The organism is Serratia sp. CY43202 (genome assembly GCF_052168755.1).
Classification (GTDB): Bacteria; Pseudomonadota; Gammaproteobacteria; order Enterobacterales; family Enterobacteriaceae; genus Serratia; species Serratia bockelmannii.
In genome coordinates this window covers 11,937-35,727 of sequence record NZ_JBJNMB010000008.1, presented here as the reverse complement: position 1 = coordinate 35,727, position 23,791 = coordinate 11,937, and the positions used below count along the sequence as shown (strand labels likewise).

Below are 23,791 nucleotides of genomic sequence, written 5' to 3'. Positions count from 1 at the left end.
TCAATCCTTGTCTTGCAGAATGCATCAGGGGCGCAGCAAGCTGCGCCCCTCCGTGCCTATCTCACCGCAAGCGGTTAAGTCAGGCTTTTGGTTGCTGATCCAAAGGCGCGATTTTGAAATCGCCGCGCGGTTGAGCGGATTTGGTTTCCGGCCCGAACCAGCGATCGTAAATCTTAACCGCTTCGCCGTCGTTTTCCAGCTTGATCAGCGTCTCGTTCACCGCAGCGGTCAGGCGATCTTCGCCCTTGGGAATGCCGACCCCCTGATACTCTTTGGTCAGGCTGAACGGCGAAATTTCAAACTCCGCCTTTTGCGCCGCCGGCAGGTTGCCGAGCAGGCCGACCAGCTTGGCGTCGTCCTGAGTGATCGCCTGCACGTTGCCATTACGCAGCGCCACGAACGCCAGCGGGGTATCATCGTAGGAGATCACTTTCGCCGTCGGGAAACGCTCGCGCAGGGTGATTTCCTGCACCGTGCCCTTGTCCGCGCCGATGCGCAGTTTCTTGATGTCTTCCGGCGTTTTCAGCACGCCTTTACGGGCGATGAATTTCTGCCCAGTGGCGAAGTACGGCACGCTGAAGTTCACTTCCTTGGCGCGCTCGTCGGTAATGGTGAAGTTGGCGGCAATCAGGTCAACCTTCTTCGACACCAGCAGCGGAATGCGGTTGGCCGGGTTGGTGGCGCGCAGCTCTACTTTCACCCCCAGCGCTTTGCCGATCGCGTCGGCGACGTCCACATCGTAGCCCACCAGCTTCTTGCTCTGCGGATCGATGTAGCCGAACGGCGGGTTACTGTCGAACACCGCGATGCGCACCACGCCGGCTTGCTTGATATCGTCAAGTTTGTCCGCGTGCGCGGCGCCGGCGGCGAAACCGGTCAGACTGGCTAACAACGTTAAGGCCAAAGCGCGATGTTTCATAGAAAGCTCCTAAGTGGTTGATGTCCTGCTGGCGGATAAGCTAGCAAGCGCCACATAGGTCAGGAAATAATATAAAAAGCTATATTTATAACCTTTTTATCTTTACGCGTTTAAGATGGAATAAAGGCGCGGGAAACCGCGCCTTGGGAGGATATTACCCGGAAAGGGTTAGTCATCTTTTTCGTCTTTACCGCCCGGGGAGAGCAGCTTTTCCAGGGCATCGCCACCCAAATGACGGAAATCCTGTCCTTTGACGAAATAGAAGATAAATTCGCAGATGTTCTGGCAGCGATCGCCGATACGCTCGATAGAACGGGCGCAGAACAGCGCGGTCAGCACGCTCGGAATGGTGCGCGAGTCTTCCATCATGTAGGTCATCAGCTGACGCACGATGCCTTCGTATTCCTGGTCGACCTTTTTATCTTCCCGGTAAATACGGATCGCTTCGTCCAGATCCATGCGCGCGAACGCGTCCAGCACGTCGTGCAGCATCTGCACCGTGTGGCGCCCCAGCGACTCCAGGCTGACCAGCAGCGGCTGGTGCTGGTGCGAGAACTTCTCCAGCGCGGTGCGGCAGATCTTGTCCGCCACGTCGCCGATGCGCTCCAGCTCGGAAATGGTTTTGATGATCGCCATCACCAGACGCAGATCGCTGGCGGTCGGCTGGCGCTTGGCGATAATGCGCACGCAGGCTTCATCGATCGCCACTTCCATCATGTTGACCTTGGCGTCGCCTTCGATCACGCGCTTGGCCAGCTCGCCATCCTGATTGTGCATCGCAGTGATGGCGTCGGTCAGCTGCTGCTCCACCAGCCCGCCCATGGTCAGCACCTGGGTGCGGATATGCTCGAGCTCTGCGTTGAACTGGCCGGAAATGTGTTTGTTTAAATTCAGGTTATCCATGATGCTTCCTATCAACCATAACGGCCAGTGATGTAGTCTTCAGTCTGCTTTTTCTGCGGCGCAGTGAACAGGTTATCAGTATCACTGAACTCGATCAGCTCGCCCAGATACATAAATGCGGTAGAGTCGGAGCAGCGCGCCGCCTGCTGCATGTTGTGCGTCACGATCACCACGGTGTAATCAGCCTTCAGCTCGCTGATCAGCTCTTCAATCTTGCCGGTGGAGATCGGATCCAGTGCCGAGCAAGGCTCATCCAGCAACAGCACTTCCGGACGAATGGCGATGCCGCGGGCGATGCACAGACGCTGCTGCTGGCCGCCGGAGAGGCTGTAGCCGCTCTGGTGCAGCTTGTCCTTGGTTTCATTCCACAGCGCCGCTTTGGTCAGCGCCCACTGTACGCGCTCGTCCATATCGGCACGCGACAGCTTTTCAAACAGGCGAACGCCGAAGGCGATGTTGTCGTAAATCGACATCGGGAACGGCGTCGGCTTCTGGAACACCATGCCGACCTTAGCGCGCAGCAGTGCGATATCCGAGTTGTCGGTCAGGATGTTCTGGCCGTCCAGCAGGATGCCGCCTTCCGCACGCTGTTCCGGGTACAGCTGGTACATCTTGTTGAAGGTGCGCAGCAGGGTAGATTTGCCGCAGCCGGACGGGCCGATAAACGCGGTGACCTTGTTCTTGGCGATATCCAGCGTGATGTTCTTCAGCGCATGGAATTTGCCATAGTAGAAGTTCAGATCGCGTACCTGAATTTTGCTGCTGGAAGCGTCAGTAACCATACTCATCAAGACTTCTCTCTTTTCATCAGCGCCGCCAAAGCGGCGCTCAAAATTTTATGAATGCTTTTTCTTGGCGAAAACCACGCGCGCCAGGATATTCAGTAACAGTACGCACAGGGTGATCAACAGCACCCCGGCCCAGGCCAGCTGTTGCCATTCGGCGAACGGGCTCATGGCGAATTTGAAGATGGTCACCGGCAGGTTGGCGATCGGCTGCATCAGGTCGGTGCTCCAGAACTGGTTCGACAGCGAGGTGAACAGCAGCGGTGCGGTTTCCCCCGCGATGCGCGCAATCGCCAGCAGCACGCCGGTGATGATGCCGGACACCGACGCCTTCAGCGTGATGGCGGAAATCATGCGCCATTTCGGCGTACCCAGGGCATAAGCGGCCTCGCGCAGCGTATCCGGTACCAGTTTCAGCATGTTCTCGGTGGTACGAATGACGATCGGCACCTGCAGCAGCGCCAGCGCCACGATGCCGGCCCAGCCGGAGAAGTGTTCCATCTTCGCCACCACGATGGTGTAAACGAACAGGCCCACCACGATCGACGGTGCGGACAAAAGAATGTCGTTGATAAAGCGGATCACTTCCGCCAGCCAGGATTTACGGCCGTATTCCGCCAGGTAGATGCCGGCCATGATGCCCAGCGGCGTACCGAAAAGGGTCGCCCACAGGATCAACAGGCCGCTGCCGGCGATAGCGTTGGCCAAGCCGCCGCCTGCGGTATTCGGCGGCGGGGTCATCTCGGTGAACAGCGCCAGCGACATGCCGTCGAAGCCTTTGGTGACGGTGGCGATCAGGATCCAGATCAGCCAGAACAACCCGAACGCCATGGTCGCCATCGACAGGAACAGCGCGAGGCGGTTTTTCTGCCGGCGCCAGGCCTGCATTTTGCGGCGGCTTTCCGCCAGAACGACTGCGTTTTGCATATCCATCGTCGCCATGTTAACGCCCCTCATTCTTGGCCAGACGCATGATCATCAGTTTCGACAGCGCCAGCACGATAAAGGTGATAACAAACAGAATCAGGCCCAGCTCCATCAACGCGGCGGTGTGCACGCCGGACTCAGCTTCGGCGAATTCGTTGGCCAGCGCCGAGGTGATGCTGTTGCCCGGCATATACAGCGAAGCGCTGTCGAGCTGGTAGGTGTTGCCGATGATAAAGGTCACCGCCATGGTTTCCCCCAGCGCACGGCCCAGGCCCAGCATCACGCCGCCGATGACGCCGTTTTTGGTGAACGGCAGCACGATGCGCCAGATGACTTCCCAAGTGGTGCAGCCGATGCCGTAGGCCGACTCTTTCATCATTACCGGCGTCTGTTCGAACACGTCGCGCATAACCGCAGCGATGTAAGGAATGATCATGATCGCCAGGATCACCCCGGCGGCCAGGATACCGATGCCGAAGGCCGGGCCGGAGAACAGCTCGCCGACGATAGGAATGCCCGACAGCACGTCGCCCACCGGCGTCTGGAAGTATTCGGCGAACAGCGGGGCGAACACAAACAGGCCCCACATGCCGTAGACGATGCTTGGGATGGCCGCCAGCAGCTCAATGGCGATGCCCAGCGGCCGCTTCAACCAGTTCGGCGCCAGTTCGGTCAGGAACAGCGCGATGCCGAAACTCACCGGCACGGCGATGATCAGCGCGATGAGCGAGGTGACCACGGTACCGTAGATCGGCACCAGCGCGCCGAACTGCTCCGCCGGTGCGTCCCACTCTTTGGTCCACAGGAAGGCGAAGCCGAATTTCTGCATGCTTGGCCAGGAGGCGAAGATCAGCGAAACGATGATGCCGCCCAGCAACAATAGGGTAATCAGCGCAGCCAGTCTCACCAGCGCGCTGAAAATGATGTCACCGTTTTTGCCCGGTGCTTTGATGGTCGGCTTGTACTCAGCCATAGATTACTCTCTGTTTGAACCCTGGCAGCCCCAACCGGGATCGGAGCCTGAAGAACTGTGTGGGGCGCGGCGAACCCGCGCCCCTGCGTTGTTAGTACAGCGCTTTACCTGAACTGTCTTTTACGTTGGTTTTCCAGGCCGCGCGCACCTGCTCAACCACTTCTGTCGGCAGGGTGGCGTAATCCAGCTCGTTCGCCTGCTTGGCGCCGGTTTTATAAGCCCAGTCGAAGAACTTCAGCACTTCGGCACCCTGAGCAGGGTTTTTCTGCTCTTTGTGCACCAAAATGAAGGTGGTGGAGGTGATTGGCCACACGTTGTCGCCTTTCTGGTCAGTCAGATCCTGAGCGAAGGTCTTGCTCCAATCCACGCCTTTGGCCGCGTTGCTGAAGCTCTCTTCGGTCGGGCTAACCGGTTTGCCGTCGGCGGATACCAGCTTGGTGTAAGCCAGGTTGTTCTGTTTGGCGTAAGCGTATTCTACGTAGCCGATAGAGCCAGGCAGACGCTGAACGAAGGCGGCGATGCCGTCGTTGCCTTTGCCGCCCAGACCGGTCGGCCAGTTAACGGTAGAACCGGCGCCAATCTTCTCTTTCCACTGCGCGTTGGCCTTGGACAGGTAGCTGGTAAACACGAACGAGGTGCCGGAACCGTCGGCGCGGCGCACTACGGCGATGTTCTGGTCAGGCAGTTTCACGCCAGGGTTCAGCTTGGTGATAGCCGGATCGTTCCACTTTTTGACGTTGCCCAGGTAGATATCGCCCAGGGTTTTACCGTCCAGCGTCAGTTCGCCGGATTTAATACCCGGGATATTCACCGCCAGTACCACGCCGCCAATCACGGTCGGGAACTGGAACAGGCCATCGGCCGCCAGTTTGTCGTCAGACAGCGGAGCATCGGAAGCGCCAAAGTCAACGGTGTTGGCCACGATTTGCTTCACGCCGCCAGAGGAGCCGATGCCCTGATAGTTAACTTTGTTGCCGGTTTCTTTCTGATAAGAATCTGCCCACTTGGCGTAAACCGGAGCGGGGAATGTCGCACCTGCACCGGTCAGGCTGGCAGCAGCGAACGCGGACACGGCGGTCAGGGAGAAGGTCGCTGCCACAATACTGGCGACGGTGGTACGCATCAGTTTCATAATCCCTCCTAATGGGATACTTAAAATCGACTTCGAGTCGTTTTAATCAGAGTAAGTATTGCTGCAGGAGGGAAAATAGGACAGTTTGGTGACAGAAAAATGTACGCAATATGACAGTTATATTACAGTGCGTTTGATGGGTATTGTTTTATCTATAAATCAAAAAGTTAGTTGTGAAACAGCACATTTGCCAAGCAATAAAAAAACCGTTTTGGCGCGGCCTATCCGCTTGAATATGACAACGTTTATCGCCGAATCGGTCGCGCTGTCATCTTTAAGGCCGCTCATGAAAAAAGCCGGCGCTAAGGCCGGCTTTTGCAGTTTACCTGCGGCAAATTACTCTACGGTGACAGACTTCGCCAGGTTGCGTGGCTGGTCAACGTCGGTGCCTTTGATCAGCGCCACGTGGTAAGACAGCAGCTGCAACGGCACGGTGTAGAAGATCGGCGCGACGATTTCCTCGACGTGCGGCAGAGGAATGATGGTCATGCCTTCGCTGCTGACAAAGCCGGCGTCCTGATCGGCGAACACGTACAGCTGGCCACCGCGCGCGCGCACTTCTTCAATGTTGGACTTCAGCTTTTCCAGCAGTTCGTTGTTTGGCGCCACCACGATCACCGGCATATCGGCGTCGATCAGCGCCAGCGGGCCGTGTTTCAACTCGCCCGCCGCATAAGCTTCGGCGTGAATATAGGAGATCTCTTTCAGCTTCAGCGCCCCTTCCATGGCGATCGGATACTGATCGCCGCGGCCGAGGAACAGCGCATGATGCTTGTCGGAGAAGCCTTCCGCCAGCGCTTCGATCTCTTTATCCATCGACAGCATCTGCTCGATACGCGCCGGCAGCGCCTGCAGGCCGTGCACGATCTCCTGCTCCACGCTTTCCGCCATGCCTTTCAGGCGGCCCAGGCGCGCCACCAGCATCAACAGCACGGTGAGCTGCGTGGTGAAGGCTTTGGTCGAGGCTACGCCGATTTCCGTGCCCGCTTTGGTCATCAACGCCAGATCGGATTCACGCACCAGCGAAGAGCCCGCAACGTTACAAACGGCCAGCGAACCAAGATAACCCAGCTCTTTGGACAGGCGCAGCGCCGCTAACGTGTCGGCGGTTTCGCCGGACTGCGACAGGGTGATGATCAGGCTGCCCGGACGCACCGCCGATTTGCGGTAACGGAATTCGGACGCGATCTCGACGTCGCACGGCACGCCGGCCAACGCTTCAAACCAGTAGCGCGCCACCATCCCGGAGTGGTAAGAAGTCCCACAGGCGATGATCTGCACGTGTTGCACCTTGGCCAGCAGCTCGTCGGCGTGCGGGCCCAGCTCGCTCAGGTTGATTTGGCCATGGCTGAAACGCCCTTCCAGGGTGTTTTTCAGCGCCAGCGGCTGTTCGTAGATCTCTTTTTGCATGTAGTGACGGTAAGCGCCCTTGTCGCCGGCGTCATACTGCACCTGGGATTCGATCTCAGGACGCTCGATGGCGTTGCCCTGCTTGTCGAAGATGTTGACGGTGCGGCGAGTCACTTCCACCACGTCGCCTTCTTCCAGGAAGATGAAGCGGCGGGTGACCGGCAGCAGCGCCAGCTGATCGGAGGCGATGAAGTTTTCCCCAACGCCGCGGCCGATAACCAGCGGGCTGCCGGAGCGCGCCGCAACCAATACGCTCGGATCGCGGCTGTCCATCACCACGGTGCCGTAAGCGCCGCGCAGCTGTGGGATCACGCGCTGAACCACTTCCAGCAGCGTACCGCCCTGCAACTGTTCCCAGTGCACCAGGTGCGCGATCACTTCGGTGTCGGTTTCGGAGCTGAAACGGTAACCACGTTCGATCAGCAACTCGCGCAGCGGTTCGTGGTTTTCGATGATGCCGTTATGCACCACGGTAATGTAGTCGGAAACATGCGGGTGCGCGTTCGCTTCGGTCGGTTCACCGTGCGTTGCCCAGCGGGTGTGAGCGATGCCGGTACCGCCGTGCAGATCGGTTTGCTCCGCCGCTTCGGCCAGTTTTTGTACCTTGCCTACGCGACGCAGGCGACTGACGTTGCCTTTTTCATCGACCACCGCCAGACCGGCGGAGTCATAACCGCGGTACTCAAGACGACGTAAACCTTCCAACAGGATTTCTGCGATATCACGTTGCGCTACTGCGCCTACAATTCCACACATCAGTTATATTCCTAATGAACGCCCTTCATGGGCGCTTTCGATGCCTTGACCTGATTTTTGCCGGTTTTTACCGTGCGTCCCCCGAGCCTGTAGATGGTGGGGGTTATTATGTTTTGTATTGGGCTCGTGAACAGAGCCCAACGCAAAACACACTATGACTTCTTCTTCACCGGACGTTGCCAGCCCTGAATGTGCACCTGCTTGACGCGGCTCAGCACCAATTCGTCCTCGGCAATATCGCGCGTCACCGTGGTGCCTGCGGCGATGGTGGAGCCTTTGCCGACCGATACCGGCGCCACCAGCTGAGTATCGGAACCGACGAACACCCCATCGCCGATCAGCGTCTTGTGCTTGTTGGCGCCATCGTAGTTACAGGTGATGGTGCCGGCGCCGATATTCACGTCATCGCCGATTTCGGCATCGCCCAGGTAGCTGAGGTGGCCGGCCTTGGAGCCTTTGCCCAGACGCGCCTTTTTCATTTCCACGAAGTTGCCGACGTGGGCCCCTGCCGCCAGCTCCGCGCCTGGGCGCAGGCGGGCAAATGGCCCCACGGTGCAGCCGACTTCCAGCACGCTGTCTTCCAGCACGCTGTAAGGACTGATCTCGCAATCATCACCGATTACGCAGTTTTTCAGCACGCAGCCGGCGCCGATTTTCACCCGATCGCCCAACTTGACGTGACCTTCGATAATCACATTCGCATCAATAGTGATGTCGCGGCCGTGAACAAGTTCCCCGCGCAAATCGAAACGCGCCGGATCCAGCAGCATCACGCCGGCCAACAGCAGCTTTTCAGACTGTTCCGACTGGAATACGCGTTCCAGGGTCGCCAGTTGCAGGCGGTTGTTCACACCTTCCACTTCACTCAGGCGCGACGGGTGTACAGCCTCGATTTTCTTGCCGTCGGCATGGGCCAACGCAATGATATCGGTGATGTAAAACTCGCCCTGTGCGTTGTCGTTGTTCAGCATCCCCAGCCAGCGCTTCAGATCGCGCCCGTTCGCCACCAGGATGCCGGTATTGATCTCATTAATCTGACGCTGTGCCTCGCTGGCGTCCTTGTGTTCAACGATGCCCACCACGTTGCCCTGCTCGCGCACGATGCGGCCGTAACCACTCGGATCGTCCAGTTTCACCGTCAGCAGACCGATGCCGCCCTGCGGCTTGGCCGCAATCAGGCGTTGCAGCGTATCCACGGAAATCAAAGGCACGTCACCGTACAGCATCAGCACGTCTTCATCGTCGGCAAAATGCGGCGCCGCCTGCTGCATTGCATGGCCGGTGCCCAATTGCTCCGCCTGCAGCACCCAGTTCAGCGCGCCGTCCGTCAGCGTGCTTTTCAACAAATCGCCGCCGTGGCCGTATACCAGGTGAACATGTTGCGCGCCCAGTTTCATCGCGGCATCAATGACGTGCTGCACCATCGGCTTACCGGCCAACGGATGCAACACTTTGGGAAGATCGGAATACATGCGCGTACCCTTGCCCGCGGCGAGGATGACCACGCTCATTGCGCTGTTCGACATAAGCAACCTGATAACTCCATTTTGATAGACGAAAGTAAAACCGTTTAGCGACGATATTACTACATATTTCTCATCACGAACCCGGCGCAGGCCGCGCGCCTCTTGGCCTGCCGCCATCATGGCCGATTCGGCTTCAGGACGAAAAAACTGTCGGCGTTCGGCGACGTTTCTTTCCCGATATCAGGGGTTATACACCACACCGCCCGCCGGGCTGAAATGCTTATTTTAAAGTAAAAAAAAAGCGACCCTATAGGCCGCTTTCTTAAAGTTGGGTGCAGAGCACCCAAACATTACATCGCTTTTCTGGTGAGCTCGATAACGCGCAGTTTTGCGATCGCTTTCGCCAGTTCAGCGGATGCCTGAGCATAGTCGACATCGCCATGAGAGCTGCGAATGTGTTCTTCAGCTTTACGCTTAGCTTCCAACGCTCTCGCTTCGTCGAGGTCAGTACCACGGATAGCAGTGTCCGCCAGCACGGTAACCACGCTCGGCTGCACCTCGAGGATGCCGCCGGACAGGTAGATGAACTCTTCTTCACCGTGCTGCTTAACAATACGCACCATGCCAGGCTTGATGGCAGTCAGCAGCGGCGCATGGCCAGGGAAGATCCCCAGTTCACCTTCGCTGCCTGTCACCTGGATCTTCTGCACCAGGCCGGAAAACATCTGTTTTTCCGCGCTGACTACATCCAGATGGTAAGTCATAGCCATATCACCCTCCTCTCAAGGCGTTACAGTTTCTTGGCTTTTTCCACTGCTTCTTCAATGGTGCCAACCATGTAGAACGCCTGCTCCGGCAGGTGGTCATAGTCGCCGTCCATAATGCCTTTGAAACCACGGATGGTGTCTTTCAGCGATACGAACTTGCCCGGAGAACCGGTGAAGACTTCTGCCACGAAGAACGGCTGAGACAGGAAGCGTTGGATCTTACGCGCACGGGATACGACCAGTTTGTCTTCTTCAGACAGCTCGTCCATACCCAGGATCGCGATGATATCTTTCAGTTCCTGGTAGCGTTGCAGAATGGACTGCACGCCACGCGCTACGTCGTAGTGCTCCTGGCCAACAACCAGCGGATCCAGCTGACGGCTGGTAGAATCCAGCGGGTCAACGGCCGGGTAGATACCCAGAGAAGCGATGTTACGGCTCAGTACCACGGTTGCGTCCAAGTGCGCAAAGGTGGTGGCTGGTGACGGGTCAGTCAAGTCATCCGCAGGAACGTAAACGGCCTGTACGGAAGTGATGGAACCGGTCTTGGTCGAGGTGATACGTTCTTGCAGAACGCCCATCTCTTCCGCCAGCGTTGGCTGATAACCTACCGCGGATGGCATACGGCCCAGAAGTGCGGACACTTCGGTACCGGCCAGGGTGTAACGGTAGATGTTGTCAACGAACAGCAGAACGTCACGGCCTTCGTCACGGAATTTCTCCGCCATGGTCAGACCGGTCAGCGCAACGCGCAGACGGTTACCTGGTGGCTCGTTCATCTGGCCGTAAACCAGGGATACTTTGTCCAGAACGTTGGAGTCGGTCATTTCGTGGTAGAAGTCGTTACCCTCACGAGTACGCTCGCCCACGCCCGCAAACACGGAATAACCGGAGTGCTCGATCGCGATGTTACGGATCAGCTCCATCATGTTTACGGTTTTACCTACGCCCGCACCGCCGAACAGACCAACTTTACCGCCCTTGGCGAACGGACAAATCAGGTCCATTACCTTGATACCGGTTTCCAGCAGTTCCTGGGAGCTGGACAGCTCTTCGTAGCTTGGCGCCGCGCGGTGAATCGCCCAACGCTCTTCTTCGCCGATGTCGCCTTTCATGTCGATCGGTTGGCCCAATACGTTCATGATACGGCCCAGGGTAGCTTTACCCACCGGCACTTCAATCGGGTGGTCCAGGTTGTTCACTTTCAGACCGCGACGCAGACCGTCGGAGGTCCCCATTGCGATACAGCGAACCACGCCACCGCCCAGCTGTTGCTGAACTTCTAACACCAGTTTTTCGGTGCCGTTTTCTACCTCAAGGGCATCGTACACTTTTGGTACGGCATCCTGAGGGAACTCGACGTCCACCACGGCGCCGATTACCTGGATAATCTTTCCAGTAGCCATCTTGAATCCTCTACGTAATTCGTAAACCTAGCTTAAACCGCGGAGGCTCCCGAAACGATCTCGGTGAGTTCCTGAGTGATGCTGGCCTGACGCGCCTTGTTGTATACCAACTGCAGCTCTTTGATCAGGCTACCGCCGTTATCGGTTGCGGCTTTCATCGCGACCATTCGTGCGGCCTGCTCGCTGGCCAGGTTTTCCACGACGCCCTGATAAACCTGCGACTCCACATAGCGGCGCAGCAAGGTATCAAGCAGCACTTTTGGATCGGGTTCATACAGGTAATCCCAAGGCGTTTTCTTCAGCTCTTCGTCATCGGCTGGCGGTAACGGCAGCAGCTGAAGCACCTGTGGCTCTTGGGACATCGTATTAACAAATTTGTTGCTGACAATGTACAGCTTATCCAAACGACCTTCGTCGTAGGCCTGCAGCATCACTTTCACCGGCCCGATCAGATCCGACAGGGAAGGTTTGTCCCCCATGCCGGTCACCTGGGCAACCACGTTGCCGCCCACGGAACCAAAGAAAGAGGCCGCTTTAGAGCCAATCAGCGCCAAATCGGTTTCGACGCCTTTTTCGGACCAGGCTTTCATCTCCGCCAGCAGCTTTTTGAACAGGTTGATGTTCAAGCCGCCGCAGAGACCACGGTCAGTAGACACCACCAGATACCCGACGCGCTTAACGTCACGCTCATCCAGGTACGGGTGCTTGTACTCCAGATTCCCTAACGCAAGGTGACCAATCACTTTGCGCATGGTCTCTGCATAAGGACGGCTGGCCGCCATGCGATCCTGCGATTTACGCATTTTGGAGGCGGCGACCATTTCCATCGCTTTAGTGATCTTTTGCGTGTTTTGCACGCTAGCGATCTTACTACGTATCTCTTTTGCGCCGGCCATCTCTGCTTCTCCTCAGTGCCAGACGGCCTGCTGTCTTTCAACAGCAGGACCGTTCGGCGTTACCAGGACTGGGTTTTCTTGAAGGTCTCGAGGACGTCTTTCAACTTGCCCTCGATCTCATCATTGAAGTTGCCAGTTTGGTTGATGTGGTTCAGCAGTTCGGCGTGCTCGCGGTCCGCATAGGCGACCAGTGCGGCTTCGAAGCTCACCACTTTGGCGACTTCGACGTCGTTCAGGTAACCGCGTTCTGCGGCAAACAGCACCAGAGACTGTTGTGCAACCGACATCGGCGCATACTGTTTCTGTTTCAGCAGCTCGGTCACTTTCTGACCGTGGCTCAGCTGTTTGCGGGTCGCGTCGTCCAGATCGGAGGCGAACTGGGAGAACGCAGCCAGCTCACGATACTGTGCCAGCGCGGTACGGATACCACCGGACAGTTTCTTCATGATCTTGGTCTGCGCGGCGCCACCAACACGGGATACGGAGATACCCGGGTTAACTGCCGGACGAATACCGGAGTTGAACAGGTTGGATTCCAGGAAGATCTGACCATCGGTAATCGAGATTACGTTGGTCGGAACGAACGCGGAAACGTCACCCGCCTGGGTTTCAATGATCGGCAGAGCGGTCAGTGAACCGGTTTGGCCTTTAACTTCACCTTTGGTGAAGGCTTCAACGTATTCGGCGTTAACGCGCGCTGCACGCTCCAGCAAGCGGGAGTGCAGGTAGAATACGTCGCCTGGGTAAGCTTCACGACCTGGCGGACGACGAAGCAGCAGGGAAATCTGGCGGTAAGCAACGGCCTGTTTGGACAGGTCATCGTACACGATCAGCGCATCTTCACCGCGGTCACGGAAGTATTCGCCCATTGCGCAACCGGCATATGGCGCCAGGTATTGCAGTGCAGCGGATTCGGAAGCGGTCGCCACCACCACGATGGTGTTGGCCAGTGCGCCGTGCTCTTCCAGTTTGCGCACCACGTTAGCGATGGTGGACGCTTTCTGGCCGATAGCCACGTAAACGCATTTGATGCCGGAGTCGCGTTGGTTGATGATCGCATCGATCGCCAGCGCGGTTTTACCGGTCTGACGGTCACCGATCACCAGCTCACGCTGGCCACGGCCGATTGGAATCATGGCGTCAACGGATTTGTAGCCAGTTTGAACCGGCTGATCAACGGACTGACGCTCGATAACGCCTGGCGCGATAGCTTCTACCGGAGAGAAGCCGTCGTTTTCAATCGGGCCTTTGCCGTCGATAGGTGCGCCCAGGGTGTTAACTACGCGGCCCAGCAAACCACGACCGACTGGAACTTCCAGGATACGGCCAGTACATTTAACCTTCATGCCTTCGGCCAGATCCGAGTACGGACCCATGACCACGGCACCGACGGAGTCGCGCTCCAGGTTCAATGCGATTGCGTAACGGTTGCCAGGCAGCGCGATCATTTCGCCCTGCATAACTTCGGCCAGGCCGTGTACGCGGATGATCCCGTCGCTGACGGAAACGATAGTACCTTCATTGTGAGCTTCGCTCACTACATTGAACTGAGCAATGCGCTGCTTGATCAGTTCGCTGATTTCGGTGGAATTCAGTTGCATGCTCCAGTCCCCTTAAGACTGCAAGACGTCTGTCAGGCGTTCAAGACGACCGCGAACGCTGCCATCAATCACCATATCGCCGGCGCGAACAACGATGCCGGCCAGTACAGACTTGTCAATTTTGCAATTCAGCTTAACTTTGCGTGACAGACGTTTTTCCATCGCAGCGGCGATTTTCGCCTGCTGTTCGTCGCTCAGCGCGCTCGCAGAGAGCACTTCGACTTCGACGGTGGATTCCAGCGAGGCGCGCAGTTCGATGAACTGCTGCAGCACGGCAGGAAGAACCAGTAAACGTCCATTTTCGGCCATTACACGGATAAAGTTCTGGCCATGTTCGTCGAGCCGATCGCCACAAACCGCGATGAACGTCTTGGACAGCGTTTCTGGCGCAACCGCGCCAGACAGCAGTTCAGAAATCTGTTCATTGCGAGTGACTTCAGCCGTAAACGCCAGCATCTCCTGCCAGCGCTCTACGCTTTGGTGCTCAACGGCAAAGTCAAAAGCTGCTTTGGCGTAGGGGCGAGCTACAGTTACAAATTCAGACATCAGCCCCTCCCTCCTTACAGTTCAGCGACCAGTTTATCAACGATGTCGCTGTTAGCAGCTTCATCCACGGAACGTTCGATGATCTTCTCGGCGCCGGCAATTGCCAGCATCGCGACTTGCTTACGCAACTCTTCACGAGCGCGCTTACGTTCGGCTTCGATCTCAGCCTGAGCCTGCGCCACGATTTTGTTACGTTCCTGCTCGGCTTCGGCTTTCGCTTCATCCATGATCTGAGCTTTGCGTTTGTTCGCTTGCTCGATGATCACCTGAGCTTCTGCTTTAGCAGTTTTCAGCTGGTCGGTCGCATTGGCTTGCGCTAAGTCCAGATCTTTTTTGGCACGCTCTGCAGAAGCGAGGCCGTCAGCGATTTCTTTCTGACGTTTCTCGATGGCAGCCATGATCGGCGGCCATACGTACTTCATGCAGAACCAGACAAACAGAACGAACGCGATGGCCTGGCCGAGGATTGTTGCGTTAAGATTCACAGCACAATGCCTCTTTAAAAGTTAATAGTTTGGTTACGTCGTAGAGGGTTACTCTACTTACGCGACGGCGAACATCACGTACAGACCCAGACCTACAGCGATCATCGGGATGGCGTCGACCAGACCCATAACGATAAAGAACTGTGTACGCAGCAGAGGAATCAGGTCAGGCTGACGAGCAGCGCCTTCCAAGAATTTACCACCCAGGATGCCGATACCGATCGCAGCACCGATTGCCGCTAAACCCATCATCACAGCGGCAGCCATGTACAGCAGATCCATACTCAGGTTTTCCATGACAGTCTCCAGTTTGTTTCAGTTTAAAAGTGCAAGTGTTTTAAGAAAATCAGTGCTCTTCAGACGCCATCGACAGATAGACGATCGTCAGAACCATGAAAATAAAGGCTTGAAGCGTAATGATCAGGATGTGGAAGATAGCCCAAGGCAAGCTCAGGACCCACTGTGACCACCACGGCAACAGGCCGGCAATCAGGATGAAGATCAACTCACCCGCATACATGTTGCCGAACAGTCGCAGACCCAGTGAAACAGGTTTGGACAGCAGGCTGACACCTTCAAGAATCAGGTTGATAGGAATGAATACAGGGTGGTTGAACGGCTGCATGGTCAACTCTTTAACGAACCCGCCAACGCCTTTCATTTTGATGCTATAGAACAGAATCAGGATAAACACGCCCAGCGCCATAGACAGCGTGACGTTCACGTCAGCGGTAGGCACCACGCGCAGCGCAGGCAGACCGAGATGCGCCCCGATGAACGGCAGGAAGTCTACCGGAATCAGGTCCATCAGGTTCATCAGGAACACCCAGACGAACACGGTCAGCGCCAACGGCGCAATCACCTTGCTCTTGCCGTGGTACATGTCGCGCACGCTGCTGTCGACGAAACCAACCACCAGCTCCACGGCGGTTTGCAGTTTACCCGGCACGCCGCTGGTGGCGTTTTTAGCCACTTTGCGGAAAATCACCAGGAACAAAACCCCGAGGACGACGGAGAAAAACATCGAGTCGAGGTTAATCGACCAAAACCCAGTCCCGACCTGAAGCTGCGTCAGGTGGTGACCGATATACTCCTGTGGACTGTTGTATCCCTCTGCAGACATGATGCCTCTACCCTTTATTTAGTTAATTTCGGTAACTGTTAATCACGGCCGGTGCCACTATCTGCACCACTAACACCGCTAAATAGGTCAGGCCAAGCGGTATAAACTCCGCCTTGAACACCCCCAGCGCCACGATCAGCAAAACGATGGTGATCACGACCTTTAGCCCCTCGCCGATGGCGAACGACCAGGCAACCCTACCGGGCGCCGGCGTTTGCGCCTGATGGCGCAAGGCAAACAGCATAAACATTGCACTCGGCAACCAGGCGGCGAGACCGCCTGCCAGCGCCGAAGCGCTCCATTCCGGGCTTTTCAGCCAGAAAGCAACGCTGATCAGAACAAAAGTCATTAACTGCAAAAACAGCAGTTTGCGTGCGACTTTCCCGCTGTAAAGGGACACAGACATGACGTTTGTTCTCTCCGTACCCCAGAGGGGGTATGCTGAGTGACGTATACAACTGTTTTTGCTGTCCTGAGTCAAGCAGCAAAAAACGAGCAAATTATACGGGGCATACCAACGAATTCAATCGATAAGTAGCGAAAAGGTGAACAATTATTTAAATTTCCCTATTCCAGCCTATTTTCACAAGAAAACGGTCGGAATAATAGGGCGCATTTAATTGTCTGATTATTCCAGCGTTGCGTTTAGAAACGCGAGGCCGATCACAGTAATGTCCCTTCCTGATTTATAGCCGATGGTCAACCAAACCGTCTTTAGCAATTTGAGCGATCAAAAGATTATATAAATCAAAACATTATCAGTTAACTGTTCAAAAACAATCCGTATACCCGATGAAAACCTTTTATTGACAAGCAGCGAGGCAATATTCCAACAGCCAATTAACATTAGCAGCAAACGCCAATCTTTCGCACATGATTGCTAACGTGACTATTTCTAAATGCAATTACTCTATTGTCGCTAATTAGCCGCGTTTTTTGTGTTAATAGAAAGTAAATTAACTAAAAAAAGCGACCAACTAATTAGCCTGCTTACCTTTCTGCTGAGTACTGCCTTTTAATTCACGCTTGTTTGATCAAAAGCAAACTCAGTTTGCCTTAAGAATCACCAGATGGCGTTCGCCTTCCAGTTCAGGCACCTGCAACCGCACGATGGACTCCAGGCTTACGCCAGCCGGCAGCTGCGTCAGCTCTTCATCCGGGCGCACGCCTTTCAACGCGTAAAAACGCCCCTGCCCTTTCGCCGGCAGATGATGACACCAGGACAGCATATCCTGCAGCGAAGCGAACGCGCGGCTGATCACGCCATCAAACGGTGGCTCAGCCGGAAACGCTTCGACGCGGCTCTGCACCGGCTCGATATTGTTCAGGCCCAGCTCATGCTGCACCTGGCGCAGGAAGCGCACGCGCTTGCCCAGGCTGTCGAGCAGCGTGAAATGCGCGTCTGGGCGCACGATCGCCAGCGGAATGCCCGGCAAGCCGGGGCCGGTGCCGACATCGATGAAACGTGAGCCCTGCAAATGCGGGTTGACCACGATGCTGTCGAGGATGTGGCGCACCAGCATTTGCTGCGGATCGCGCACCGACGTGAGGTTATAAGCCTTGTTCCACTTATCCAGCATGCCGACATAGCCCAGCAGCTGCTGTTTTTGCTGATCGGGCAGCTCAATGCCTGCCGCCGCAAGCAGCGAGTCTAATTTTTTTTGCACAACGGATCCTCTGGCAGGCGCTGAACGACCAGCGGATGGTTAGCTGGCGCAATGAGGCGACTATGATAATTCAGGGCGCAAGTGATGTCAGCGGCCGTTTGGCTACGGGATGAACAAACGGCCGCCTGGATGCAAGATTTATGCGCTGCGGCGCAGCAGTCCCTGCTTTTTCAGCCAGATCAGCAAAATCGAGATCGCCGCCGGCGTAATGCCGGAGATGCGCGAAGCCTGGCCGATGGAGTTCGGTTTGTGATCGTTCAACTTGGCGATCACCTCGTTCGACAGTCCCGAAACCTGACGGTAGTCGAGATCCAACGGCAGCAAGGTATTCTCGTTGCGCTGCTGTTTTTCGATCTCTTCCTGCTGACGAGCGATGTAGCCCTCGTATTTGACCTGGATCTCAACCTGTTCAGCCGCTTGTACGTCGCCCAGCGGCGGCGCGAAGGCGTCGGTGCCGGTCAACTGCGCGTAATCCATCTCCGGACGGCGCAGCAGCTCTTCGCCGTTCGCTTCACGCGACAGCGGCGCTTTCAGCAGCGCATTGACCTGTTCGACGTTCTCGGCGTGCGGGTGCATCCAGATGTCGCGCAGGCGCTGGCGTTCGCGTTCGATTCGCTCCAACTTCTCGCTGTAACGTGCCCAACGCACGTCGTCCACCAGGCCCAGTTCACGGCCTTTTTCCGTCAGGCGAAGATCGGCGTTGTCTTCGCGCAACATCAGACGATACTCGGCGCGTGAGGTAAACATGCGGTACGGCTCTTTGGTGCCGAGGGTGCTGAGATCGTCCACCAGCACGCCCAGGTAGGCCTGATCGCGGCGTGGCGCCCAGCCTTCTTGTTCGTCGGCGAAACGCCCAGCGTTCAGACCGGCCAGCAGGCCCTGCGCAGCCGCTTCTTCATACCCAGTGGTGCCGTTGATCTGACCGGCGAAGAACAGCCCCTGGATGAATTTGCTTTCCAGCGTCGGCTTCAGGTCGCGCGGATCGAAGAAATCGTACTCGATAGCATAACCAGGGCGAATAATACGCGCGTTTTGCATTCCTTCCATCGAACGGACGATCTGCATCTGCACGTCGAACGGCAGGCTGGTGGAAATCCCGTTAGGGTAAATCTCGTTGCTGGTTAGGCCTTCCGGCTCGAGGAAGATCTGGTGCGCGTTGCGATCGGCAAAGCGCATGACCTTGTCTTCGATCGACGGGCAGTAACGTGGGCCGATCCCTTCGATGATCCCGGCATACATCGGGCTGCGATCGAGGTTATTGCGGATCACGTCATGGGTTTTTTCATTGGTGTGGGTGATGTAGCACGCCATTTGTTCCGGGTGTTGGCTGGCATCGCCCAGGAACGAGAATACCGGCACCGGCGTATCGCCGTGTTGTGGCGCCAGTACGCTGAAATCGATAGTGCGGGCGTCGATGCGCGGTGGCGTACCGGTTTTCAAGCGGTTAACGCGCAGCGGCAGTTCTCGCAAACGTTGCGACAGCGAGATCGAAGGTGGATCCCCGGCGCGACCACCGCTGTAGTTTTCCAGACCGATATGGATCTTGCCGTCCAGGAAGGTGCCTACGGTCAATACCACCGCCTTGGCGCGGAATTTGAGGCCCATTTGGGTGACGGCGCCGACTACGCGATCGTTTTCGACGATCAGATCCTCAACAGGTTGTTGGAAGATCATCAGGTTGGGCTGGTTCTCCAACGCGGTACGGATCGCCTGGCGATACAGTACGCGATCCGCCTGAGCGCGTGTGGCACGAACGGCTGGGCCTTTGCTGGCGTTTAGTATCCTAAACTGGATGCCGGCGTGGTCGATCGCCGTTGCCATCAGGCCACCGAGTGCATCAATTTCCTTAACCAGATGCCCTTTACCAATACCGCCAATCGCCGGGTTACAGGACATCTGTCCCAGCGTATCGATATTGTGTGTCAATAATAAAGTCTGACGTCCCATGCGTGCCGCGGCCATGGCGGCTTCGGTACCTGCATGGCCACCACCGATGATGATGACGTCAAATTGATCTGGATAAAACATGGAACTGCACCTCGCCGTATTGCGAACGATCGTATTTGCCCTGGGGTCGGGGATTCTACTCAAGTTTAGACGATCGACCAAGTGGTCAGGATCGTCGGTAATTAAAAGAAGATCTTTTTTATTTAAAGATCTCTTTATTAGATCTCTTATTAGGATCGCGATCCTCTGTGGATAAGTGACTATTCACGATGAAGATCAGCAGATTAAGGAGGATCGTTTGCTGTGAATGATCGGTGATCCCGACGCAGATAAGCTGGGATCTAAAAGGCTTGTTATGCACAGGACAAAAAGCGCACTACGGTTGTTATTGGGATAACTACGGCTTTTACCCTGCTTTTAAGCTTAGTTATCCACAATCGTTCGCGCGATCTTTAGACGAATTAGAGTAAATTAATCCAGGTTTTTACCCATTCCTCGGCCGGATCCTCGGGAATTTCATGCTCGGTCACGTCGATCTCGAGACGATCGCCGATCCTTTTAGCGCCTCTGGCGATCAACAGATCGTCGATCTGTTTGATCGCGCCGCAGAAGGTGTCGTATTCCGAACTGCCCAAACCGACGGCGCCGAACTGCACTTCGGAAAGATCCGGCTGCTGATCTGCGATCTGTTCCAACAGCGGCTGAAGGTTATCCGGCAGTTCGCCGGCGCCGTGCGTGGAAGAGACCACCAGCCAGCGGCCGGTCAACGGCAGTTCATCCAGTTCAGGGCCGTGCAGCATCTCGGTAGAGAAACCCGCGTCTTCCAGCTTTTCAGCCAAATGTTCAGCCACGTATTCGGCGCTGCCAAGCGTACTGCCACTGATCAGAGTAATGTCTGCCATGAACCAACGATCCCAACCTTCTCACTCAAAGTGGCTGCATTGTACGCTGTGAATCGGCTGGGATCTACCTGTGGATAATGTGGGTATGCAATTTGGCGGGTTACGGCACGATGGTGCGCATAATGGGGTTCTGCAGCGAGATCAGCGTTTCGGTAGACTGGATCTCGTCGATAGTCTGGATCTTGTTGATAAGTACCTGTTGCAACGCGTCGATCGATCGGCACATTACCTTAATAAAGACGCTGTAGTGGCCGGTGGTGTAATAGGCTTCTACCACTTCTTCCAGGCTTTCCAGCTTCTTCAGCGCCGAAGGGTAGTCCTTGGCGCTCTTCAATATGATGCCGATAAAGCAGCACACGTCGTAGCCCAGTTGTTTGGGGCTGACGTCGATGCGCGCGCCGGTGATGATCCCGGCCTGTTTCATCTTCTCCACCCGCACATGAATGGTGCCGGGGCTGACGGCGAAGTTTTTCGCCAGTTCGGCGTACGGTGTGCGCGCATTGTCCATCAGGGCGTTGAGGATGCCACGATCGAGATTATCGATCTGATAAATTTCCGCCATTTAATCCCCCATTAATTAACGATTGTTGAATTCTGTCCGGGTAAAAATGAACGATTAAAAGTGAAAAGGCAATATTGATTAATGGATATTGAATTGATGTGTCATTTTGTTGCTTAATCGATGGCAACAGAGACAGGTTTACAAGAGATACGGCAATGAAAAAACAGTTTATCCAAAAACAACAACAAATCAGCCAGGTCAAATCCTTCTTCTCCCGCCAGCTGGAGCAACAGCTCGGCCTGATCGAAGTGCAAGCGCCGATCCTCAGCCGTTTGGGCGACGGCACGCAGGATAACCTCTCCGGCAGCGAGAAAGCGGTGCAGGTTAAGGTCAAAACTCTGCCTGACGCCACCTTCGAAGTGGTGCATTCGCTGGCGAAATGGAAACGCAAAACCCTGGGCAGCTACGATTTCGGCGCCGGCGAGGGCCTGTATACCCATATGAAGGCGCTGCGCCCGGATGAGGACCGCCTGACGCCAATCCACTCGGTGTACGTCGATCAGTGGGACTGGGAGCGGGTGATGGGCGACGGTGAGCGCAGCCTGGACTACCTGAAAAGCACCGTGCGCAGCATTTACACCGCGATCAAGGCGACGGAAGCGGAAGTCAGCCGTGAGCATGGCCTGACCCCGTTCCTGCCGGAACAGATCCACTTCGTACACAGCGAAACCCTGCTGCAGCGCTATCCGGATCTGGACGCCAAAGGGCGTGAGCGGGCGATCGCCAAAGAATTGGGCGCGGTGTTCCTGATCGGCATCGGTGGCAAGCTGTCGCACGGCAAATCGCACGATGTGCGGGCGCCGGATTATGATGACTGGACCACGCCGACGGCGGATGGCCTGGCGGGCCTGAACGGCGATATCGTGGTGTGGAACCCGGTGCTGCAGGACGCTTTCGAGCTGTCTTCCATGGGCATCCGCGTCGACGCCACGGCGCTGAAACATCAGCTGGCGCTGACCGGCGATGAAGAACGCATGAAGCTGGAATGGCACCAGTCGCTGTTGCGCGGCGATATGCCGCAGACCATCGGCGGCGGCATCGGTCAGTCGCGTTTGGTGATGCTGCTGTTGCAGCTGTCGCATATCGGCCAGGTGCAGTGCGGCGTGTGGTCGCCGGAAGTGCGCGGGGCGGTCGAAGGCCTGCTCTAACCGCCTAGCGCCGCCATCGGCGCATTAAACGGCTTTTCAGCCCGGTATCAAAGCGCCAGATATGATCGAAGATGCGCATGATGCCGGGTTTGCCGTAGGCGGACATCGCCACCGCATGGAAACGCTGCTGGTGGCTTTGCTGCTGTTGTTTCACCTTCTTTATTACCTCCTCCGGCAACCGCTGGGCGATAAAATCGGAAATGATCACCGCATCGGCGTCGAACCAGCCGCTCTCCGCCATTTTGGTGACGGTGGCGTTCAAGCAGGCCGCCAGATCGGTGCCGCCGCGAAACTGCTGACCGAGAAAACGCACGGCCTGCTCGATGCCGCTGGCGGCGGTGAGTTCGTAATGCACGATCTGGTTGGCGAACAGCATGATGTAGCAGCGGCGGTTGTCCGCCAGCGCAATGCGCAGCAGCGCCAGACAGAACGCCTTGGCGCACTGTTCGTTGAAGCCGCCCATCGATCCTGAGGTGTCCACGCAGACGATAAACGGCCCGCGCGGCTGCTGATCCTGCTGCTGGTGGGTGACCTGACGGATCAGGATCTGTTCCTGCCAGACGTCGCCCTGCAGACGGTAGCTCAGCAGTCGCTTTTCCAACAGACGGCGATAAAACTCGAATTCCAGCTCTTCAATCCCCAGCGTCGCCAGCTCCGGCGGCAGCAGACGCAGGATGTCGTCGCTCTGATGAATGCCGCTCACTTCTTCCGGCAGCGTGGCCGGCACCTGCACCATGACCCTGAACGGTTCCGGCTGCGCGTCCTGTTGCTGCACCGCCTTGGCCTGATAGCTGCGGCCCAGCTGCTGCGCCAGCTTTTTCAGCTCCGGCTGCTGCTGCAAAAAGTTGCCGTACTCCACCAGCCGTTGGTAATCGCCGCGCTGCAGCTGGCCTTTGCTCATATCCCACAGCCTGCCGGCGGCGGTGTCGTTTTCCGACAGCAGCGGCTCCAGCGCGCCGCTCAGCGCCAGGCGCTCCTGCAGTTCCGCCATCAGCTGCTCGCGCTCTTGTTCTAGCAGCTGGTGGTGCAGCATGGTGGCCTGCAGCGTCAGGCTGATGCGCCAGCGCTGCAAGAACAGGGTTTGGAAGCTGTCGTCCAGCGGGTGGTTGGGCAGATCGGCGGCGTCCACCAGCGCGCGTGCCTGTTCATAAAACGGCGAGACCAGCTGACGCAGCAGCTCCATCGTGTCATTGAGGTTGTGATAGAACTGGGTGTTGTTCTCCAGCTGGCACTGTTGGTAGCGGTAAAACTCCTGCGCCAGCGCCGGCGGCACCATAGCCTCCTGCAGACGCTCCTTGAGCTGCAGTTTCCAGCGTGGCAGATCGCGATCCAGCGCCCGGCGAAGGGCCGGAAACTTTTTAAAGAACACCGACAGCTGCGGCGCCGCCAGCATTCCGACGATCATCTCCTCGATCATCTCGCCTTCGGTGATCGCCAGCAGCAGATCGAGCGTCTCCAGACTGAGCATGG

At 56.6% G+C, this 23,791-nt stretch carries 23 protein-coding genes; 1 reads left to right on the top strand and 22 read right to left on the bottom strand.

Annotated elements, in window-relative coordinates:
* Positions 1-79: 79 nt before the first annotated feature.
* The 21 genes from ACJ8J5_RS17300 to asnC all read right to left on the bottom strand — a co-directional run bounded on the left by ACJ8J5_RS17300 (position 80) and on the right by asnC (position 21,173).
* Positions 80-919, bottom strand: a complete 840-nt coding sequence (locus tag ACJ8J5_RS17300; RefSeq protein ID WP_147823463.1) for an ABC transporter substrate-binding protein — start codon at positions 917-919, stop codon at positions 80-82.
* A gap of 168 nt (positions 920-1,087) precedes the next feature.
* Positions 1,088-1,822 carry a phosphate signaling complex protein PhoU gene (gene phoU, locus ACJ8J5_RS17295; protein ID WP_004933833.1) on the bottom strand — a complete coding sequence of 245 codons (735 nt, stop codon included), beginning with the start codon at positions 1,820-1,822 and terminating at the stop codon, positions 1,088-1,090.
* Between the two features lie 11 nt (positions 1,823-1,833).
* Complete coding sequence (gene pstB / locus ACJ8J5_RS17290) at positions 1,834-2,604, bottom strand: phosphate ABC transporter ATP-binding protein PstB (RefSeq protein WP_016929614.1); 771 nt, start codon at positions 2,602-2,604, stop codon at positions 1,834-1,836.
* A gap of 54 nt (positions 2,605-2,658) precedes the next feature.
* Positions 2,659-3,549, bottom strand: coding sequence for a phosphate ABC transporter permease PstA (gene pstA, locus ACJ8J5_RS17285; protein WP_025304746.1), 891 nt, complete (start codon positions 3,547-3,549; stop codon positions 2,659-2,661).
* Between the two features lies 1 nt (position 3,550).
* Positions 3,551-4,507, bottom strand: a complete 957-nt coding sequence (gene pstC, locus ACJ8J5_RS17280; protein WP_016929615.1) for a phosphate ABC transporter permease PstC — start codon at positions 4,505-4,507, stop codon at positions 3,551-3,553.
* Between the two features lie 91 nt (positions 4,508-4,598).
* Positions 4,599-5,639: a phosphate ABC transporter substrate-binding protein PstS gene (gene pstS, locus ACJ8J5_RS17275; protein WP_043140725.1), complete on the bottom strand. Its 1,041-nt coding sequence runs from the start codon at positions 5,637-5,639 to the stop codon at positions 4,599-4,601.
* 336 nt (positions 5,640-5,975) lie between these two features.
* Complete coding sequence (gene glmS, locus ACJ8J5_RS17270) at positions 5,976-7,805, bottom strand: glutamine--fructose-6-phosphate transaminase (isomerizing) (protein WP_043140722.1); 1,830 nt, start codon at positions 7,803-7,805, stop codon at positions 5,976-5,978.
* A gap of 152 nt (positions 7,806-7,957) precedes the next feature.
* Complete coding sequence (gene glmU / locus ACJ8J5_RS17265; protein WP_414104972.1) at positions 7,958-9,331, bottom strand: bifunctional UDP-N-acetylglucosamine diphosphorylase/glucosamine-1-phosphate N-acetyltransferase GlmU; 1,374 nt, start codon at positions 9,329-9,331, stop codon at positions 7,958-7,960.
* A 290-nt stretch (positions 9,332-9,621) separates the two neighbouring features.
* On the bottom strand, positions 9,622-10,041 hold the full coding sequence (locus ACJ8J5_RS17260; protein WP_004933814.1) for a F0F1 ATP synthase subunit epsilon: 420 nt from the start codon (positions 10,039-10,041) through the stop codon (positions 9,622-9,624).
* A 20-nt stretch (positions 10,042-10,061) separates the two neighbouring features.
* Entirely contained in the window at positions 10,062-11,444 is a 1,383-nt protein-coding gene (gene atpD / locus ACJ8J5_RS17255) for a F0F1 ATP synthase subunit beta (RefSeq protein ID WP_004933813.1), read from the bottom strand.
* 32 nt (positions 11,445-11,476) lie between these two features.
* Positions 11,477-12,340 carry a F0F1 ATP synthase subunit gamma gene (atpG, locus tag ACJ8J5_RS17250; protein WP_004933811.1) on the bottom strand — a complete coding sequence of 288 codons (864 nt, stop codon included), beginning with the start codon at positions 12,338-12,340 and terminating at the stop codon, positions 11,477-11,479.
* Positions 12,341-12,399: 59 nt separating this feature from the next.
* A complete protein-coding gene (atpA, locus tag ACJ8J5_RS17245) occupies positions 12,400-13,941 on the bottom strand; it encodes a F0F1 ATP synthase subunit alpha (RefSeq protein WP_025304742.1) in 1,542 nt (513 codons plus the stop codon).
* A 12-nt stretch (positions 13,942-13,953) separates the two neighbouring features.
* On the bottom strand, positions 13,954-14,487 hold the full coding sequence (gene atpH / locus ACJ8J5_RS17240) for a F0F1 ATP synthase subunit delta (protein WP_025304741.1): 534 nt from the start codon (positions 14,485-14,487) through the stop codon (positions 13,954-13,956).
* A gap of 14 nt (positions 14,488-14,501) precedes the next feature.
* On the bottom strand, positions 14,502-14,972 hold the full coding sequence (gene atpF / locus ACJ8J5_RS17235; protein WP_004933804.1) for a F0F1 ATP synthase subunit B: 471 nt from the start codon (positions 14,970-14,972) through the stop codon (positions 14,502-14,504).
* A 57-nt stretch (positions 14,973-15,029) separates the two neighbouring features.
* Positions 15,030-15,269 (bottom strand): F0F1 ATP synthase subunit C, encoded by a 240-nt coding sequence (gene atpE, locus ACJ8J5_RS17230; protein ID WP_004093904.1) that lies wholly within the window; start codon positions 15,267-15,269, stop codon positions 15,030-15,032.
* A gap of 49 nt (positions 15,270-15,318) precedes the next feature.
* Positions 15,319-16,095, bottom strand: a complete 777-nt coding sequence (atpB, locus tag ACJ8J5_RS17225; RefSeq protein WP_025304740.1) for a F0F1 ATP synthase subunit A — start codon at positions 16,093-16,095, stop codon at positions 15,319-15,321.
* 22 nt (positions 16,096-16,117) lie between these two features.
* Positions 16,118-16,501, bottom strand: a complete 384-nt coding sequence (atpI, locus tag ACJ8J5_RS17220) for a F0F1 ATP synthase subunit I (protein ID WP_025304739.1) — start codon at positions 16,499-16,501, stop codon at positions 16,118-16,120.
* Positions 16,502-17,141: 640 nt separating this feature from the next.
* Positions 17,142-17,762: a 16S rRNA (guanine(527)-N(7))-methyltransferase RsmG gene (gene rsmG / locus ACJ8J5_RS17215; RefSeq protein WP_015379471.1), complete on the bottom strand. Its 621-nt coding sequence runs from the start codon at positions 17,760-17,762 to the stop codon at positions 17,142-17,144.
* A gap of 138 nt (positions 17,763-17,900) precedes the next feature.
* Positions 17,901-19,790 carry a tRNA uridine-5-carboxymethylaminomethyl(34) synthesis enzyme MnmG gene (mnmG, locus tag ACJ8J5_RS17210; protein WP_089181460.1) on the bottom strand — a complete coding sequence of 630 codons (1,890 nt, stop codon included), beginning with the start codon at positions 19,788-19,790 and terminating at the stop codon, positions 17,901-17,903.
* 380 nt (positions 19,791-20,170) lie between these two features.
* Positions 20,171-20,611 carry an FMN-binding protein MioC gene (gene mioC, locus ACJ8J5_RS17205; RefSeq protein WP_060434928.1) on the bottom strand — a complete coding sequence of 147 codons (441 nt, stop codon included), beginning with the start codon at positions 20,609-20,611 and terminating at the stop codon, positions 20,171-20,173.
* A gap of 100 nt (positions 20,612-20,711) precedes the next feature.
* On the bottom strand, positions 20,712-21,173 hold the full coding sequence (gene asnC, locus ACJ8J5_RS17200; protein ID WP_004933786.1) for a transcriptional regulator AsnC: 462 nt from the start codon (positions 21,171-21,173) through the stop codon (positions 20,712-20,714).
* Positions 21,174-21,328: 155 nt separating this feature from the next.
* Here asnC and asnA point away from each other — a divergent pair, with 155 nt between their 5' ends.
* Positions 21,329-22,321 carry an aspartate--ammonia ligase gene (gene asnA, locus ACJ8J5_RS17195; protein ID WP_141999183.1) on the top strand — a complete coding sequence of 331 codons (993 nt, stop codon included), beginning with the start codon at positions 21,329-21,331 and terminating at the stop codon, positions 22,319-22,321.
* A 4-nt stretch (positions 22,322-22,325) separates the two neighbouring features.
* On the opposite strand, the gene viaA is transcribed toward asnA, so the two are convergent.
* Positions 22,326-23,789 carry an ATPase RavA stimulator ViaA gene (gene viaA / locus ACJ8J5_RS17190; protein ID WP_004933781.1) on the bottom strand — a complete coding sequence of 488 codons (1,464 nt, stop codon included), beginning with the start codon at positions 23,787-23,789 and terminating at the stop codon, positions 22,326-22,328.
* Positions 23,790-23,791: the final 2 nt, after the last annotated feature.